Genomic DNA, 15341 nt, shown 5'->3' with positions numbered 1-15341 from the left:
GGGCACAACTGAGCAACAAGCCTTGCCGCGCCGGCTCGGCGCCGCATGGTCGTAACGCGGCAGCGGCCGGGTCAGCACGCCGCGGCAGTGTGCAAATTGGTTCCATAAATATGGATAAATTGGCCCTGTACTTGGGATCCATCCTAGCATTAAAGTCTACCCAGGCAATCCCCCCTTCATCCCCGCAGCGCCGCCGCGCTACCTTGACACGAGGCCGTCATGCAAAACCTAGACATCAACACCCGCCGCCAGCTGGCCACCCCTCGCGGGGTCGGCGTCCAGTTCGATTTCTACGCCTGCCGCGCCGAAAACGCCACGCTGTGGGACAACCAGGGCAAGGAATACATCGACTTCGCCGGCGGCATCGCCGTGCTGGCCACCGGTCACCGGCATCCCAAGGTGATCGCCGCGGTCAAGGACCAACTCGACAAATTCACCCACACCGCCTTCCAGATCGTTCCCTACGAAAGCTATGTCACGCTGGCCGAAAAACTGGCCGCCGCGGCGCCGTTGTCCGGCCTGAAGAAGGCCGCCTTCTTCACGACCGGCGCCGAGGCCGTCGAGAACGCGCTCAAGATCGCCCGCACCCATACCGGCCGCTCGGGCGTGGTCGCCTTCACCGGCGCCTTCCACGGCCGCACCCATATGACGGTCACGCTGACCGGCAAGGTCGCGCCCTATAAGACTTCGCTGGGTCCCATGATGCCCGACGTCTTTCACGTGCCCTTTCCCAACAAGACGCAGAACATTTGCGTGGCCGATTCGATCAAGGCCATGGAACTGCTGTTTAAGTCGTCCATCGAACCCCAACGCGTGGCCGCCATCATCATCGAACCCGTGCAGGGCGAAGGCGGCTTCAATATCGCTGCGCCCGAACTGATGGTCGCCCTGCGCAAAACCTGCGACGAACACGGCATCGTGCTCATCGCGGACGAAGTGCAGACCGGTTTCGCCCGCACCGGCAAGATGTTCGCCATGGAGCACCACGGCGTCGAGGCCGACCTCATCACGATAGCCAAGAGCCTGGCCGGCGGCTTGCCGCTGTCGGGCGTGGTCGGCAAGGCCGAGATCATGGACGCCCCCGCCCCCGGTGGCCTGGGCGGCACATACGCCGGCAATCCGCTGGCCATCGCCGCGGCGCTGGCCGTGCAGGACGTGATCAAGGAAGAGAACCTGTGCGCCCGCGCCGTCGCGCTCGGCGACAAGCTGGCCACCCGCCTCAAGCAACTGCAGGCCGGCAATAGGAAGATCGCCGACGTGCGCAACCTGGGCTCGATGGTCGCTTGCGAACTGGTCGACGGCGAAGGCAAGCCCGACGCGGCCGCCGTGTCCGCCGTGATCAAGCAGGCGGCCGCGAAGGGCCTGCTCCTGCTGTCCTGCGGCGTATACGGCAACGTCTTGCGCTTCCTGTATCCGCTGACCATACCCGAGGCGCAATTCGACCGCGGCCTGGACATCCTGGCGCAACTGCTGGCCAAGTAAATCCATAACCCCGGCGAGCGGTGTCTTCGCTTCGAAAGACACTCGCCGCCGCATTTTGGGGGGACGAAACATCATGTCATCCAAGCTCGATCTCAAACGCCCGGACCTGCTGCGCGACGCCTGCTATATCGACGGGCAGTGGGTCAAGGGCAGCGCCAGCTTTCCCGTGGTCAATCCGGCTACCGGCCAAACCATCGTATCGGTGCCCATGCTGGGCCGCAAGCAAACCGAACAGGCCATCGCCAGCGCCAAGGCCGCTCAGACGCAGTGGGCCGCCAGGACGGCCAAGGAGCGCGCCGCCGTCATGCTCAAGTGGGCCCAGCTCATGCTGGCCAACCAGCAGGACCTGGCGGTCATCATGACCGCGGAACAGGGCAAGCCCCTGCCCGAGGCCATCGGCGAAATCGCCTATGCCGCCTCGTTCCTGGAGTGGTTCGGCGAACAAGCCAAACGCATCGACGGCGACGTGCTGCAAAGCCCGAAATCCGGCCAACGCTTGATGACGCTCAAGCAAGCCATCGGCGTCACCGCTGCCATAACGCCCTGGAATTTTCCCTCTGCAATGATCACGCGCAAGGCCGGCCCGGCATTGGCCGCCGGCTGCGCCATGGTACTCAAGCCGGCCGAGCAGACGCCGCTGTCAGCCCTGGCCCTGGCCGTGCTGGCCGAAGAGGCCGGTGTGCCCAAGGGCGTTTTCCATGTCATCACGGGCGACGCGCCCGAGATCGGCGGCGCGCTGTGCGACAGCGACACGGTGCGCAAGCTCAGCTTTACCGGCTCGACCGAAATAGGCCGCCTGCTGATGAAGCAATGCGCCCCCACCGTCAAGAAACTATCGCTGGAACTGGGCGGTAATGCGCCCTTTCTGGTGTTCGACGATGCCGATCCCGATGCCGCCGTCGAAGGCATACTCGCGTCGAAGTATCGCAATGCCGGCCAGACCTGCGTCTGCGCCAATCGCATCTACATCCAGTCGGGCATCTACGAAGAGATCGTCAAGCGCCTGACCGAGAAAGTCCAGGACACGCTCAAGGTGGGCAATGGCTTTACGGCCGGCGTCAACCAGGGGCCGCTGATCGACGAGGCGGCCATCGCAAAGGTCAAGGAACACATCGCCGATGCCACGGCCAAGGGGGCCAAGGTGGTCACGGGCGGCAGGCCCCATGCGCTGGGCGGGACGTTCTTCGAGCCGACCATCTTGCGCGATGTGACGCAGGCCATGAAAGTGGCGACCGAGGAGACTTTCGGCCCGGTTGCGCCGCTGTTCAAGTTCGAGACCGAGCAAGACGCGCTGCGAATGGCCAACGACACGATCTTCGGACTGGCCGCCTATCTATACACGCGCGACTACGCGCGGGTCTGGCGGGTCTCGGAAGCGCTCGAATATGGCATCGTCGGGATCAACACCGGCATCATCTCGAACGAAGTGGGACCCTTCGGCGGAGTAAAGCAGTCCGGCTTGGGACGCGAAGGATCCAAGTACGGGATCGAAGACTATGTCGAGATCAAGTACTTGTGCATCGATCTGGGAACGTAGATTTCGGTTCCGGCCCAACAGCTTAGGGGCACGCGGCTCAACAGGTGGAGACGGCCTGACGACGGAACCCGCAAGTGGCATCCTGAGCCGCGATGCCGCCGGCAGTCCTGTTGCCCCTAGCCCTGAGGCGACGGCCGTCACCTCGAAAACGCTCGGCCAGGCAGGCCGGACTGCGCGCGAACGGAAGCGGGAGATACTGCTGGACCGTGAATCGAGAGCCCGGACCCGTCAAACTGGACGCAAGCCCAGCGGCACTGGAAACGCTGGTTTCCGAAATGAAAATGGGCACTCCGGTCGAAGTGCCCAGTTCCGTATCCGTTTGGTGCGGCCGACAGGAATCGAACCTGTATCGAGGGCTTCGGAAACCCTAATTCTATCCATTGAACTACGGCCGCAACGGGCTGCATTGTACCGAAGAATCGGAACTATGCCGCCGCCTGCGCCAGCAAGGACATCTGCAGCTGCACGCGGCGTTGCAGCCATAGGCTGGGGCGATAGCGCATGTCGCCGGTGCCGCGCTGCATATTCACCAGGATCTCCATGATGCGGTGCGCGCCCAGAGCGTCGCCCAACGCAAGCGGACCCATGGGATAGCCCAGGCCCAACGTGACGGCGCGATCGATATCCTCGGGCGTGGCGATGCGCTGCTGCGCGATGTCGCACGCGATGTTGACGATATACGCGACGATGCGCTGGGCGATGAAGCCCGCCGAATCGGCGATCACGCTCACGGGTGTGCCGTCGCAGGCCAGCAGCGCATGCGCCGCGTCGCGCCAGGCCGGCTGCGTGGCCGGCGACAGCATCAGCGTGCGCCGGCGGCCGGGAGTGAACTCATGCAGCGTGTCCAGGCCCACTGTGCGCGCAGCATCCAGGCCCTGCTGCGTGACGCAAGTGGCGATGTCCTGGCCGTAAGGCGTAACGATGAAAAGCGCGTCCGCCTCGGGCTTTTCGCAGACCGTGACGCCCAGGCCCGAAAGCAGCGCCGTGGCCCTTGCACAGCCTTGCGCGCTGTGGCGGCTCACCCATACCTTCAAGCCTGCCGGCAATGCGGGCGCGGCGGGTTCGGCCGGCACCTGCTTCTGGCCGTCGACGTAGTGATAGAAGCCCGTGCCCGTCTTGCGGCCCAGCATCCCGCCCACATGCCGCACGGCGGTAATGGGCGAGGGCCGGTAGCGCGGCTCGTCGTAGAACTGTTGATAGATCGACTCCATCACAGGATGCGAGACATCCAGGCCGGTCAGGTCCAGCAGCTCGAAAGGCCCCATGCGAAAACCCGCCTGCTCGCGCATGACCGCGTCGATCTGGTCGAAGCCGGCCACGGCCTCCTGCGCCGCGCGCAACCCTTCGATGAGCATGCCGCGGCCCGCGTGGTTGACGACGAAGCCGGGCATGTCCTTGGCGCGCACAGGGGTGTGGCCCATGCGGCGCGCAAGCGCTGTCAACGCATCGCCCACGGCCGGGTCGCTGCGCAGGCCGTCGATCACCTCGACCACTTTCATCAGCGGCACGGGGTTAAAGAAGTGGTAGCCGACGACGCGCGCGGGACGATTGCAGGCCGTGGCGATGGCCGTGATGGACAGCGAGGACGTGTTCGACGCCAGGATGCAATCGGCCGCCACGATGGATTCGAGCTTGGCGAACACCTCGCGCTTGACGTCCAACCGCTCGACAATGGCCTCGACCACAGCTTGGCAGTCGGCCAGGTCCTGCAGCGCAGCGGCCGGCTCGATGCGGGCCAACGCAGCCTGAGCATCTGCCGCGCTTAACTTGCCCTTTTGCACCAGCTTGTCCCAAGTCTGACGCAGCATTTCGCGCGCGCCGGCCACGGCGTCGCCATTGGCATCGAACAGCCTGACGCGCACGCCGGCCTGCGCGGCGATCTGTGCAATGCCGCGTCCCATGGCGCCGGCGCCGACAATGCCAAGAATTCGAATGTCTTGCATGATTGCTTTCTCACCTTGATGAATGGAGTGGGCACGCCCATCGGGCCAGCCCGCCAGTAGACGACGATTCAGTTCGCAGGTACGGACAGCGCTTCGATCTGTGCATCGGACAAGCCCAGCCGCTCGCCCAGCACCTGCCGCGTGTGCTGACCCAGCGTGGGCGCGGGTCGCTCGTAGCGCACCGGGCTGCCCGACAACCTGAGCGGACTGGCCGCGATGGGCGCCAGGCCGGCCGTCGGATGCGGCAGCTCCAGCCTCATGCTGCGCGCCTGCACCTGCGGGTCCTGATAGACCTGGTCCAGGCTATTGATGGGACCTGCCGGCACGCCTGCGGCTTCGAGCTCGGCCAGCCACGTGTCGCGCGCGGCGGCCTTCATGCGCTCGGCCAGCATGGGCACCAGAACCTCGCGATTGACCACCCGCTGTGGGTTAGTGGCAAAGCGCGGATCCTCGGCCAGTTCGTTCATGCCGATCACGCGGCAATAGTTGCGAAACTGGCTGTCGTTGCCCACGGCCACGATAAGATGGCCGTCGGCGGCCGCGAACACTTGGTAGGGCACCAGGTTCTGGTGCGCGTTGCCCGCACGACGCGGCGCCTTGCCCGAGGTCATGTAATTGAGATTCTGGTTGGCCAGCATGGCCACCTGACAATCGAGCAAGGCCATGTCGATATGCTGGCCCAGGCCGCTGTTGCCACGTTCGATCAGCGCGGCCAGAATGCCCACTGCGGAATACATGCCGGTCATCAGGTCGGCTACGGCCACGCCAGCCTTCTGCGGACCGCCGCCCGGCAGATCGTCGCGCTCGCCGGTGATGCTCATCAGCCCACCCATGCCCTGGATCATGAAATCGTAGCCGGGCCGGTTGGCATAGGGACCAGTCTGGCCGAAGCCTGTCACCGAACAGTAAATGAGCCGCGGATTGATCTCGCGCAGGCTTTCATAGTCCAACCCGTATTTGCGCAGCCCCCCCACCTTGAAGTTCTCGACGAGAATGTCGCTCTGGCGGGCCAGTTCGCGCACGACGTCGGCGCCGCTCTCGCTGGCGATGTCGACCGTCACCGACAGCTTGTTGCGATTGGCAGACAGGTAATAGGCGGCTTCGCTGGTGAGGTTGCCGTCCAGGTCCTTCAGGTAGGGCGGCCCCCAGGCGCGCGTATCGTCGCCCGCTCCCGGACGCTCGATCTTGATGACCTCGGCACCCAGGTCGGCCAGGTTCTGTGTGCACCAGGGCCCCGCGAGTACGCGGGTCAGATCGAGAACGCGAATGCCGGTAAGCGGTGCGGGACGGGGTGGCGTGGATTGCGCGGACATAAGCTTCAAGCCTAAAAAGACACGACAAGCCGGTAATCTTAGCCAATTCGTTGGGGACGCCCGGTTAGGGACGCCCGGTTAGGGACGCCCGGTTAGGAATGACTGGCTGAGAGTCCTCGCCGGCCGCACCTAGCCGGCCGCACCTCGCCGGCCGCACCTCGCCGGCCCATTTTTTCTCTTTCGCATTCTTCCAGACCATGACCACACCCGCTCCGATCCAACGCGACCAGTTGCCCGCGCTTTTCGCTCCGCGCGCGACCGATACGCACAAAGGCAGCTTCGGCACGCTGGGCGTGCTGGGCGGAGGCCCTGGCATGACGGGCGCGGCCCTGCTGGCCGCTCGGGCCGCGTTGCGTCTGGGGGCCGGTAAGGTGCTGGTGGGTTTCGCCCAGGAAGCGCCCCCTCTGGCCTGCGACCCGTTGCAGCTCGAGCTGATGCTGCGCGCCGGCCGCGACCTGCTTGCCGACGCCCGCCCACTGGGGCTGACAACCTGGGTGGCCGGTTGCGGACTGGGCACGCTGGACAATGCAATCCTGCTGCTGGACACCCTGTTCCGGACCCGTGCGCAAACACCGCTGGTCCTGGATGCAGACGGTCTTAACCTGTTGGCGCAAGGGGCCCTGCAACCCGACTGGGGGCCGGCACCCGTTGTGCTCACGCCGCATCCGGCCGAAGCCGGCAGGCTGCTGGGCTGCCCGGCTGCGCGCGTACAGGCCGACCGTCCCGCCGCAGCCCTGGCCCTGGCCCTCAAGTACCGAGCTTGGATCGTCCTCAAAGGTGCGGGTACCCTGGTCTGCCCCCCGGCGGCGAACGCCTGCTGGATCAACTCCACCGGCAATCCCGGCCTGGCCAGCGCCGGCACGGGCGATGTGCTGGCCGGCATGCTGGGCAGCTTGATCGCCCAGGGTGTGCCGCTGGAACAGGCCGTGCCCGGCGCAGTATGGCTGCACGGCGCGGCGGCCGACGCCCTGGCGGCCGCAGGCACCGGCCCCATCGGGTTGACGGCGGGAGAACTCGCGGATGCCGCCCGTGCGCTGCGAAACCAAATCTAGGGAGGATAAAAATTTCATATTATGAAAACTTATCTCATGATGCAGAAATTTTTACAAAATACCTGGGGTTTACCCTAGAAATTTCATTGCAACGATTTAGGGTTATCCCTATACTGACTTCATTGCATACCAAGGCACTTCCGCCTACCTGGAGCTGCGATGAACACCAACACCGAATTCCGCCTGACCGACCAACTGGAACGCGAGCTGATGCTCGAGGCCATGAACGCCCCCGAACCCTCCTCGCTGCTCCTGCTGCTGAAGTCGTCCGCCCTGACTCTGCTGCGCGCCTGCGACAAGGTGCTGGCCTTCGTCGGCAACCTGAACGACGCCATGGAGCGCGCCTACAGCCGCAACACGCGGTTCGCCAGCCCCCAGCGGTAAGCAACTCGTACACACATTAAGGACCGCGCGTACCCGCGCGGCCTGATTCTTGACCACGGCCTGACCGACGGATTGATCCGCCGGCCAGGCCGTGGTGCTTTTCAGTCCCGCGCATCGGGGAGATAATCGCCTGCTCATCAATCCGGAGTCGCATCCATGATGTCGTGCATCACAGCCGTGCATCACGGCGGTTTTCTTTGCCGCGCTGGGCTTGGCCGATGAAGGTTGCCCCAACCGGTGCATGTTGGCCATGTCGGTCAAACCCGTAAAGATGTAAGGTCATGAGCACGATGCACGCATTCGATTTACCCAAGCCGGATATCACCGCCGAACGCGTCGGCAACACTGGTACCGAAGGTGTCTGGCATTTCGACTCCGGTGCGGCCGGCCGCCACGTGATGGTCTGCGCGCTCGTGCACGGCGACGAAATCTGCGGCGCCTGGGCCCTGAAGGCGCTGCTGGCCGAGGGAGTTCGCCCACGGCGCGGCAAGCTCACCCTGGTCTTCTGTAATCTGGCCGCCTTCGATCGCTTCAATCCGCAAAGCAATCCATCCTCGCGCTTTGTGGACGAGGACATGAACCGCATCTGGAGCGCGGACAAACTGGCCAAGAACGACACACAGGAGCGCCGCCGCGCCAATGCGCTGCTGCCCTGGGTCCAGCAGGCCGATTGGCTGCTCGATCTGCACTCGATGAGCGCATCGGCCGAGCCCCTGCAGCTCACCGGGATCGAACGGCGCAACATCGACCTAGCCTTGTCGCTGGGCCGGCCGGCCTACATCATCGCCGACGCCGGCCACGCTGCCGGCGTACGCATGCGCGACTACGGCCGCTTCGGCGAGTCCGGCGACAACGGCACGCGCTCGCTGCTGATCGAATGCGGCCTGCATGGCGCGGTCCAATCGCGCGCGGTGGCCATCGACCAGACGGCGCGCTTTCTCGCGGCCTGCGGCGCGGTCGATCGCGCCGATTTGCCCGCAGCCTGGTTCCTGCCCGACATCCCACGCCAGCGAGTCCTGCGCGTCACCCAGGCCGTCGCCGCACGCAGCACCGATTTTCGTTTCGCCCAGGCATGGAAAGGCCTGGAATCCCTGCCCGCCGGCGCGGTCATAGGCTGGAGCGACGGCGAGCCGGTGACCGCGCCCTACGACGACTGCGTGCTCATCATGCCTTCGTCGCTGGCCAATTTGCGCCCGGGCGTCACGGTGGTGCGCCTGGCCCAAACCCTGGCCTGAGCCTTGCAAAAACCCCAAGGCGGCCCTATCCCCTGGATCCCGGCCGATCCAAAGCGCTATCGCAAGCTTCGCATCGGCCACTGGTCGGCCTGCCACCTGAACGAAACCGCCTGACCGAATCTGCCTGCCACGACATGAAACCCGCTGATCTGAGCAACTCTGAACGCCTCGCCCTGGAGCTGGGTCACGCCGGCCGCAACGCCATCGTCTACATCGACGAAGACCGCAATGCCGACCGCCCCATCACGCTGCATACCTACCGCCCGTACGGCCACACGCCCGACTGCCCGGTGGTGATCGTGCAGCACGGCGTGATGCGCAACGGCGACGACTACCGCGATTTCTGGGTTCCCGCCGCGGACAAGCACAAGCTGCTGATCGTGGCGCCGACTTTCTCCAACCAAATCTGGCCCGGCGTGGAAAGCTATAACAACGGCCTGGCCTATACCGCCATGGGAAATCCGCGCCATGTCGAGGGCTGGGCCTACGCCTTGCCCGCGCGCGTGGTGGCCGACTTGATCGCGGCCGAACTCGCGGACGGCAGCAACACCTATCTGTTCGGCCACTCGGCCGGGGGCCAGTTCGTGCACAGGCTGATGAGCAGTCAATCGCACACGCCCTGGAAAGAGGTGACCCTCGGCAACCCCGGCTGGTACACGCTGCCCACCCTGGAGCGCAAATTCCCCGAAGGCCTGGGCGGCGTCGGCCTGACCGAAGATCACCTGGAACGCCTGCTGTCCTATCCCATGACGATTCTGGCCGCAGACCGGGACACCGAAACCCAGGGAGAGCACCTGCCCTGCGATCCGCCCGCCCTGGCCCAGGGTCCGCATCGCCATGCACGCGCGCACAACTATCTCGAAGCAGGCAGGACCGAAGCCCGACGGCTCGGCCTGGCCTGCAACTGGACCCTGCACAGTGTGCCGGGCGTCGGCCACGACGGCCGCGCCATGTCGGCCGTCTGCGCCAGCCTGTGGTTCGACGGCAAAATGCCCGATGCCGACGAGATCGCACGCATCACCGGCGGGCCTGTTGCCTGAGTCCGCCCCGCTACCTCCCCGACACTTCATCGCCAATCAACTCCTCACTCCTTCCGACACCGCCATGAGCACGCTACCCGATACCGAACAGTTGGTCGCAGGCATCCGCGCCTGGATGCAATGCGAATCTCCCACCAGCGCGCCGGCCGGCGTGACTGCAATGGCCGAGTTCACCGCCGACTACGCCCGACAGCAGGGCCTGACGGCCACCATGATCCCGCTGGGCGATCATGTCGGCCCGGCGCTGTATGCCACCAACCGCGCCGCGGGGGACACCCGCGCGGGGCTGCTGATCCTGGCGCACATGGATACCGTGCATCCCATCGGCACGCTTGACGACAACCCCATCCGCATCGAAGGCGACCGCCTCTACGGTCCTGGCGGCTACGACATGAAAGCCGGCACCTATATCGCCCTGTCGGCCATGGCTGGTCTGGGCGAGCCCGGCGCCACCGCCCTGCCCATCGACTTCCTGATGGTGCCCGACGAAGAAACCGGCAGCCATGCCTCGCGCCCGCAGATCGAGAAGTTCGCCGCCAACGCCAAGTACTGCCTCGTCTGCGAGCCGGCACGCGCCGAGACCGGCATGTGCGTCACCGCGCGCAAAGGCACGGGCATGCTGCGCCTGGGCGTCAAGGGCATGCCCGCGCACGCTGGTGTGGCCCACCAGAAGGGCCGCAGCGCTATCAAGGAAATGGCCCACCAAGTGCTGGCGCTGGAGGCGATCACCGACTACGACCGGGGCATCACCGTGAGCGTGGGCACGATCGCCGGGGGCACCGCCACCAACACCGTGCCCGAGCGCTGCCGCTGCGTGGCCGATTTCCGCGTGCCCGACATGGCCGCGGCCGATTACGTGCTGCGCCGCATGCGCGAACTTTGCGCCGTAGGCCCCGACATCGAACTGGACATCGACGTCGAACTCAATCGTCCGCCCATGGTCAAGACGGCCGCCAGCACCACGCTGCTGGAGAAGGCCCAAGGCTTTGCCAGGGTGGCCGGTTTCGAGCTGAACGACGCCCCCATGACCGGTGGCGGCAGCGACGCCAACTTCACCTCGGCCATGGGCGTGCCCACGCTGGACGGCCTGGGTGCCGATGGCGACGGCGCACACACGCTCAACGAATACATCCTGGTATCCACACTGGAGCAGCGCGTGAAGTTCTGGCATCTGCTGCTCAAAGAACTGGCCTGAGCCTTATTTTCTGCGGCCCACCAGGAAAATCGCCGCAGCGGCGAACTGGATGGCGCCGGCGGCGATGAACAGCCAATCGGCCTGCGGCCGCGCCGTGCTCACGCCGGCGCCGGCGGCCAACATTAGGCCGAATGCCGCTGGCGCGAAAGCATAGGCGCCCTGTCCGACAGCGACGATCGACGCAACGACCCGGGGCACCTCCCGTGCCGCGAAATCGGTCTGCGCAATCAGCGGCGGCAAGGATGTGGCATTGCCTATCCCAGCGCCGAACAGGACGATGCCGGGCACGATGAGCCAGGGCTGGCCGCGCTGCGAGGCAAGCAACACGAGCGAGCCCACCGCCTGCATGCCATAGCTCGCCGCGGCGACGATGCGGCGGTCTGCCATGTACGTCAAGGCCCGGGCCGCAATCATCCGGCCCGCAATACCGCAGGCCGTACCGCCGCCCATCAGGAATCCCGCCGTCTGCGCGCCCATGGCGGGCGCCAGCAGATCGAACAGATACGCCAGCAAGCCGACCTGCGCGAACAGCCCGATCGCCATGCCTGCGGCCAGCGTAAGAAAGGTGCGGTCGCGCCACAGCGCCTCGCGCGGCAACACGGATGAACCGCCGTGTTCTTGCTGCGCGGCGGCCAACGAGGGCAAGGCGGCGACGCCATCGGGTAATTGCCCCAGGCTTTGCGGCGTTTTCGCAAATACCGCAAAGCTCAGGCACGCAACGACGGCGAACATGACCAGCCCCACCGCCTGCGCCGCGCCGACAAAGCCCATCCATTGAATCAAGGCCACCCATAGCGGCGCAAAAACGGCCCCGCCGATGCTTGCGCCGTTGTAGGCCTTGCCCAAGGCGCTTGGCCGACCCGCAACGTACCAGCGCGACACGATGGCATTGACCGCGAACGCGCCCATTGCCACCCACCCGGCGCCGCTGGCCAGCGCGGCCACGAAGAGCTGCCAGGGCTGCGCCGCGACGGCCCACCCCGTGACGCCGACTGCCGCAAGCCCTGCGCCCAGCGTCGTCGTGACGGGCAGGCCCAGTCTGGCGTGTGCGCGCGGCAGATTCGCCACGACGAGGGCGCCAAACAGGAAGTGCACGGTTACCGCGACCGAGACCAGGCGCAAAGACCAGCCTGTCCGGGTGATGACTTGGGTCAGATAAATAGGCGGCCCGTAGAAACCGACGCCCCAGCCGAAGACCGCAAGCAAAAAGGCGGACCGCACTACCCTGCGGCCGAAAAAGCGAGATTCAGGTTCAGGCAATACAAAGGCACAAGGCATGGCGCAGCAGGATTCCAAGAAAATTCCCGGGCCCTCACTTTGCCGCCTTGTGGCACCCCGACGCTACGATGCAGCCCGTAGTATGTTCATCGAAATAATTGCTAATCTAATCGGACTGCGTAGGAGACCCGCCATGCTCAGCACGGCATCATTGGCTGAAACGGCCGCGCTCATCGGAGATCTGGCGCGCGCGAGCATGCTCGCCGCGCTGATGGATGGCCGCGCCCTGACCGCCGCGGAACTGGCGCTGTTGGCGGGAATCTCGCCCCAGACGGCCAGCGGGCATCTTGCCAGGCTGACGCAAGCCGGCCTGCTGTCCATGGAAAAGCAAGGCCGCCACCGCTACCACCGGCTCGCCTCGCCGTCCGTGGCGCATCTGTTGGAGCACATCATGTCGGTCTCGGTCGAGCGCGAAGCCGGCGCGCGGCCGCGCGGTCCGGATGTCGTGACCGGTCCGCGCGACAAGGCGCTGCGCTACGCACGCACCTGCTACGACCACCTGGCTGGCGAGATCGCGGTGGCCATCACGGACAGCCTGGTCCAGGCGGGCCATATCGAACTGACATCGGAGGCTGGCGCCCTGACGGCGCAGGGAACCCGTTTCCTGCAAGACCTGGGCATCGAACCCCGCGCCAGTGCGCAGCATGCCGCGCAGCGCAAATCGACCCGCGTCTTCTGTCGGCCCTGCCTGGATTGGAGCGAACGCCGCCACCATATCGCGGGCACGCTCGGAGCCACCCTGTTCCAGCACTACCTGAAACAAGGGTGGATAAGGCGGCCCGAAGGCACACGCAGTGTCAGCGTCACGCCCGCCGGACAACAGGCTTTCACCCGCGTCTTCGGATTGCGTCTGTAGCCTCACATTTCCATACCGTGGTCCAGAGCGAGCACGCGACATTCCAGCTGGCCCAGATCGACTGCGCAAGCCAGATAGGCCTCTTCCCGGGACAGGCTGTGAAATCCAAATAAGTGGGTCAGTCGATAGAAAAATTGCGCAAACATGATTCCCTCCCAGCCCGAGAAACGAACGAGATACTGATAAAAAATCGAATAAAGCCGGCGCGGCAGCGGCCGGCGCGGCAACGGCCGGCGAGCCTATGTCGCGGGCGTTTCCCTGAACACCGCAAGCTGCTCGCAATGTGCCGAGAACGCCTGCACGCGTGGGTAATCGGCCGTTGGCACCACGTCGGACACCATCATCTGGGTGAAACCCCAAGCCACCGCGACGGCAACACCGTCATGGCCAAGCGCCTGGCCCGCCCCATGCAGGGGTTGGGCCCGCAAATCCTTCTCCAGCTCGGCATAGGCTGCCAGCAACTGCTTGCGCACGCGATCGAGCCAAGGCTGGTGCAGCTTGTCGGCCGGCCGCAGCTTGCGCTCGTATACGATCTGCACGGTCTTCTCGCACGCGGCCAGCGCCAGGCCTGTCAGGCGTATCGCGCGGGCGAGCTTGGCAAGATCGGCCGGGAAGATCGCGGCCGAAGGTCCGGCCAGGCGTTGGGCGTAGTCGAGGATGAGCGTCGAGTCCATTAGCACTTGGCCGTCGTCCAGGATCAGCGTCGGCGCCTTGACGACCGGATTCAAGGCATGGAACTGGTCAAAGGTACTGAGAACCGAGACCGAACGATGCTCGAACGGGATCCCGAGCAGCTTCAGACCGATCGCGGTGCGGCGCACATAGGGCGAATCGAGCATACCGATGAGTTGCATGATGAACCTGACGTTAGAATTTCTTAAGATCGATAAAATTTCCAGCCCGCAGCATCTCTACGTTTCGAGGATGCCGCGCACGGAACAAATATTCGGGTTGTTACGGATAAGATTAACGATAGTCCGCAGGCTGGAAAAGCGGTAAAAATCAACGTCAATCGTTAGTTTTACCAACATATGAGCCATCTCCCTCCCCTGCCGGCGTTGCGCTATTTCGAGGCCGTGGCCAGGCTCGGCAGCGTCACTTCCGCCGCGCGCGAACTGCACATCACGCACTCGGCCATCAGCCAGCAGATCAAGCTGCTCGAAGACATCATGGGCGTGCCGCTGTTCGTGCGCGCCGGACGCGGCCTGACGCTGACCGAGGAGGGCCGCCTTTACGCGCTCGAGATCCGCGACGCGTTGCGCGACATCGAGACCGCCACCCGCAAGGCCAGAGCCCGCCCGCAAGAAGACGAACTGGTCATCACTACGCTACATTCCCTGGCGCTGCACTGGCTGGTTTCGCGCCTGCCCAAATTCCGGCAAGCCCATCCGCACTACCGCATCCGTCTGCAGACCGGGCTGGAACTGAGCGAACTGCAGCAAGGCATGGCCGACGTGGGCATACGCATGGGGCAAGGCCCCTGGCCCAATCTGGCGCAGCAGCGGCTGTACAAGGATGTCGCGCTCGTGGTCGCCGCACCCAATTTCGCGGGCGGCAAACTGCCCCGCACGCCGCGCGAGGTGATCCGCTGTCCACTCCTGCACGAAACCGATAATGCCTGGATAGACTGGTGCCGCGCAGCCGGCGTGCCGGAACCCGTCCAGCAAATCCAGTTCCGCGCCAACGACTCCAATATCTCAGTAGGCTGCGCCGAGCTGGGCCACGGCCTGCTGCTCACCCGCTACAGCATCGTCGCGGACCTGCTGGAACAGGGTCGGCTGGTGCAGATAACCGACGTGCGCATACCGTATCCCTATCCCTACTGGCTGGTCTGGCCGCAGCGCGAGAACATGCCGGAAAAGGTGCGGGACTTCCGGACCTGGATCACCGCGGAGTTCGAAGCTTTCTCGGCAAAAGTGAAGTTCTAATCTTTCTCGGCGGGCATAAAGCCTTAGTCTTTTGCTGTATTCGGCCCTGAGGACAGGCCGAGCGACTTAAGAGTCGGGGCGGCAGTCCCGATGGGACT

The 15341-nt window shown here is 65.0% G+C and carries 14 protein-coding genes and 1 tRNA gene; 9 read left to right on the top strand and 6 right to left on the bottom strand.

Translation table 11 applies throughout. From position 1 onward, the window contains the following. Window positions 1-219 precede the first annotated feature (219 nt). Window positions 220-1482 (top strand): 4-aminobutyrate--2-oxoglutarate transaminase, encoded by a 1263-nt coding sequence (gabT, locus tag H143_RS0108035; RefSeq protein ID WP_019937719.1) that lies wholly within the window; start codon window positions 220-222, stop codon window positions 1480-1482. A gap of 73 nt (window positions 1483-1555) precedes the next feature. Then, a complete protein-coding gene (locus tag H143_RS0108030) occupies window positions 1556-3019 on the top strand; it encodes an NAD-dependent succinate-semialdehyde dehydrogenase (RefSeq protein ID WP_019937718.1) in 1464 nt (487 codons plus the stop codon). Window positions 3020-3339: 320 nt separating this feature from the next. Here H143_RS0108030 and H143_RS0108025 read toward each other — a convergent pair. The 3 genes from H143_RS0108025 to H143_RS0108015 form a co-directional block, all read right to left on the bottom strand. Then, window positions 3340-3414: transfer RNA gene (locus H143_RS0108025), tRNA-Arg, on the bottom strand. Between the two features lie 30 nt (window positions 3415-3444). Continuing rightward, complete coding sequence (locus H143_RS0108020; protein WP_019937717.1) at window positions 3445-4962, bottom strand: 3-hydroxyacyl-CoA dehydrogenase; 1518 nt, start codon at window positions 4960-4962, stop codon at window positions 3445-3447. 68 nt (window positions 4963-5030) lie between these two features. Beyond that, window positions 5031-6275 (bottom strand): CaiB/BaiF CoA-transferase family protein, encoded by a 1245-nt coding sequence (locus H143_RS0108015; RefSeq protein ID WP_019937716.1) that lies wholly within the window; start codon window positions 6273-6275, stop codon window positions 5031-5033. A gap of 197 nt (window positions 6276-6472) precedes the next feature. On the opposite strand from H143_RS0108015, the gene H143_RS0108010 reads away from it, so the two are divergent. The 5 genes from H143_RS0108010 to H143_RS0107990 all read left to right on the top strand — a co-directional run bounded on the left by H143_RS0108010 (window position 6473) and on the right by H143_RS0107990 (window position 11181). Continuing rightward, complete coding sequence (locus H143_RS0108010) at window positions 6473-7327, top strand: NAD(P)H-hydrate dehydratase (protein WP_019937715.1); 855 nt, start codon at window positions 6473-6475, stop codon at window positions 7325-7327. Window positions 7328-7486: 159 nt separating this feature from the next. Next, on the top strand, window positions 7487-7711 hold the full coding sequence (locus H143_RS0108005; protein WP_019937714.1) for a hypothetical protein: 225 nt from the start codon (window positions 7487-7489) through the stop codon (window positions 7709-7711). Window positions 7712-8001: 290 nt separating this feature from the next. Then, on the top strand, window positions 8002-8946 hold the full coding sequence (locus tag H143_RS0108000; protein ID WP_019937713.1) for a succinylglutamate desuccinylase/aspartoacylase family protein: 945 nt from the start codon (window positions 8002-8004) through the stop codon (window positions 8944-8946). Window positions 8947-9080: 134 nt separating this feature from the next. Next, window positions 9081-9986, top strand: a complete 906-nt coding sequence (locus H143_RS0107995; RefSeq protein WP_019937712.1) for a hypothetical protein — start codon at window positions 9081-9083, stop codon at window positions 9984-9986. A gap of 64 nt (window positions 9987-10050) precedes the next feature. Beyond that, on the top strand, window positions 10051-11181 hold the full coding sequence (locus H143_RS0107990; RefSeq protein ID WP_019937711.1) for a M20 family metallopeptidase: 1131 nt from the start codon (window positions 10051-10053) through the stop codon (window positions 11179-11181). 3 nt (window positions 11182-11184) lie between these two features. On the opposite strand, the gene H143_RS0107985 is transcribed toward H143_RS0107990, so the two are convergent. Further along, window positions 11185-12459, bottom strand: a complete 1275-nt coding sequence (locus tag H143_RS0107985; RefSeq protein ID WP_026349841.1) for an MFS transporter — start codon at window positions 12457-12459, stop codon at window positions 11185-11187. A 133-nt stretch (window positions 12460-12592) separates the two neighbouring features. Between H143_RS0107985 and H143_RS0107980 the strand changes: the two genes are divergently transcribed. Next, on the top strand, window positions 12593-13315 hold the full coding sequence (locus H143_RS0107980; protein WP_019937709.1) for a helix-turn-helix transcriptional regulator: 723 nt from the start codon (window positions 12593-12595) through the stop codon (window positions 13313-13315). Window positions 13316-13317: 2 nt separating this feature from the next. Here H143_RS0107980 and H143_RS22410 read toward each other — a convergent pair whose 3' ends face one another. Continuing rightward, window positions 13318-13461 carry a DUF3563 family protein gene (locus tag H143_RS22410; protein WP_155803352.1) on the bottom strand — a complete coding sequence of 48 codons (144 nt, stop codon included), beginning with the start codon at window positions 13459-13461 and terminating at the stop codon, window positions 13318-13320. Window positions 13462-13554: 93 nt separating this feature from the next. Further along, window positions 13555-14169, bottom strand: a complete 615-nt coding sequence (locus H143_RS0107970; protein ID WP_019937707.1) for a glutathione S-transferase — start codon at window positions 14167-14169, stop codon at window positions 13555-13557. A 177-nt stretch (window positions 14170-14346) separates the two neighbouring features. Here H143_RS0107970 and H143_RS0107960 point away from each other — a divergent pair, with 177 nt between their 5' ends. Next, on the top strand, window positions 14347-15243 hold the full coding sequence (locus H143_RS0107960; RefSeq protein WP_019937705.1) for a LysR substrate-binding domain-containing protein: 897 nt from the start codon (window positions 14347-14349) through the stop codon (window positions 15241-15243). Window positions 15244-15341: the final 98 nt, after the last annotated feature.

The organism is Bordetella sp. FB-8, from assembly GCF_000382185.1.
Taxonomy (GTDB): Bacteria; Pseudomonadota; Gammaproteobacteria; order Burkholderiales; family Burkholderiaceae_B; genus Bordetella.
The sequence above is the reverse complement of the archived record's forward strand: the minus strand, read 5'-3'. Positions and strand labels throughout refer to the sequence as shown.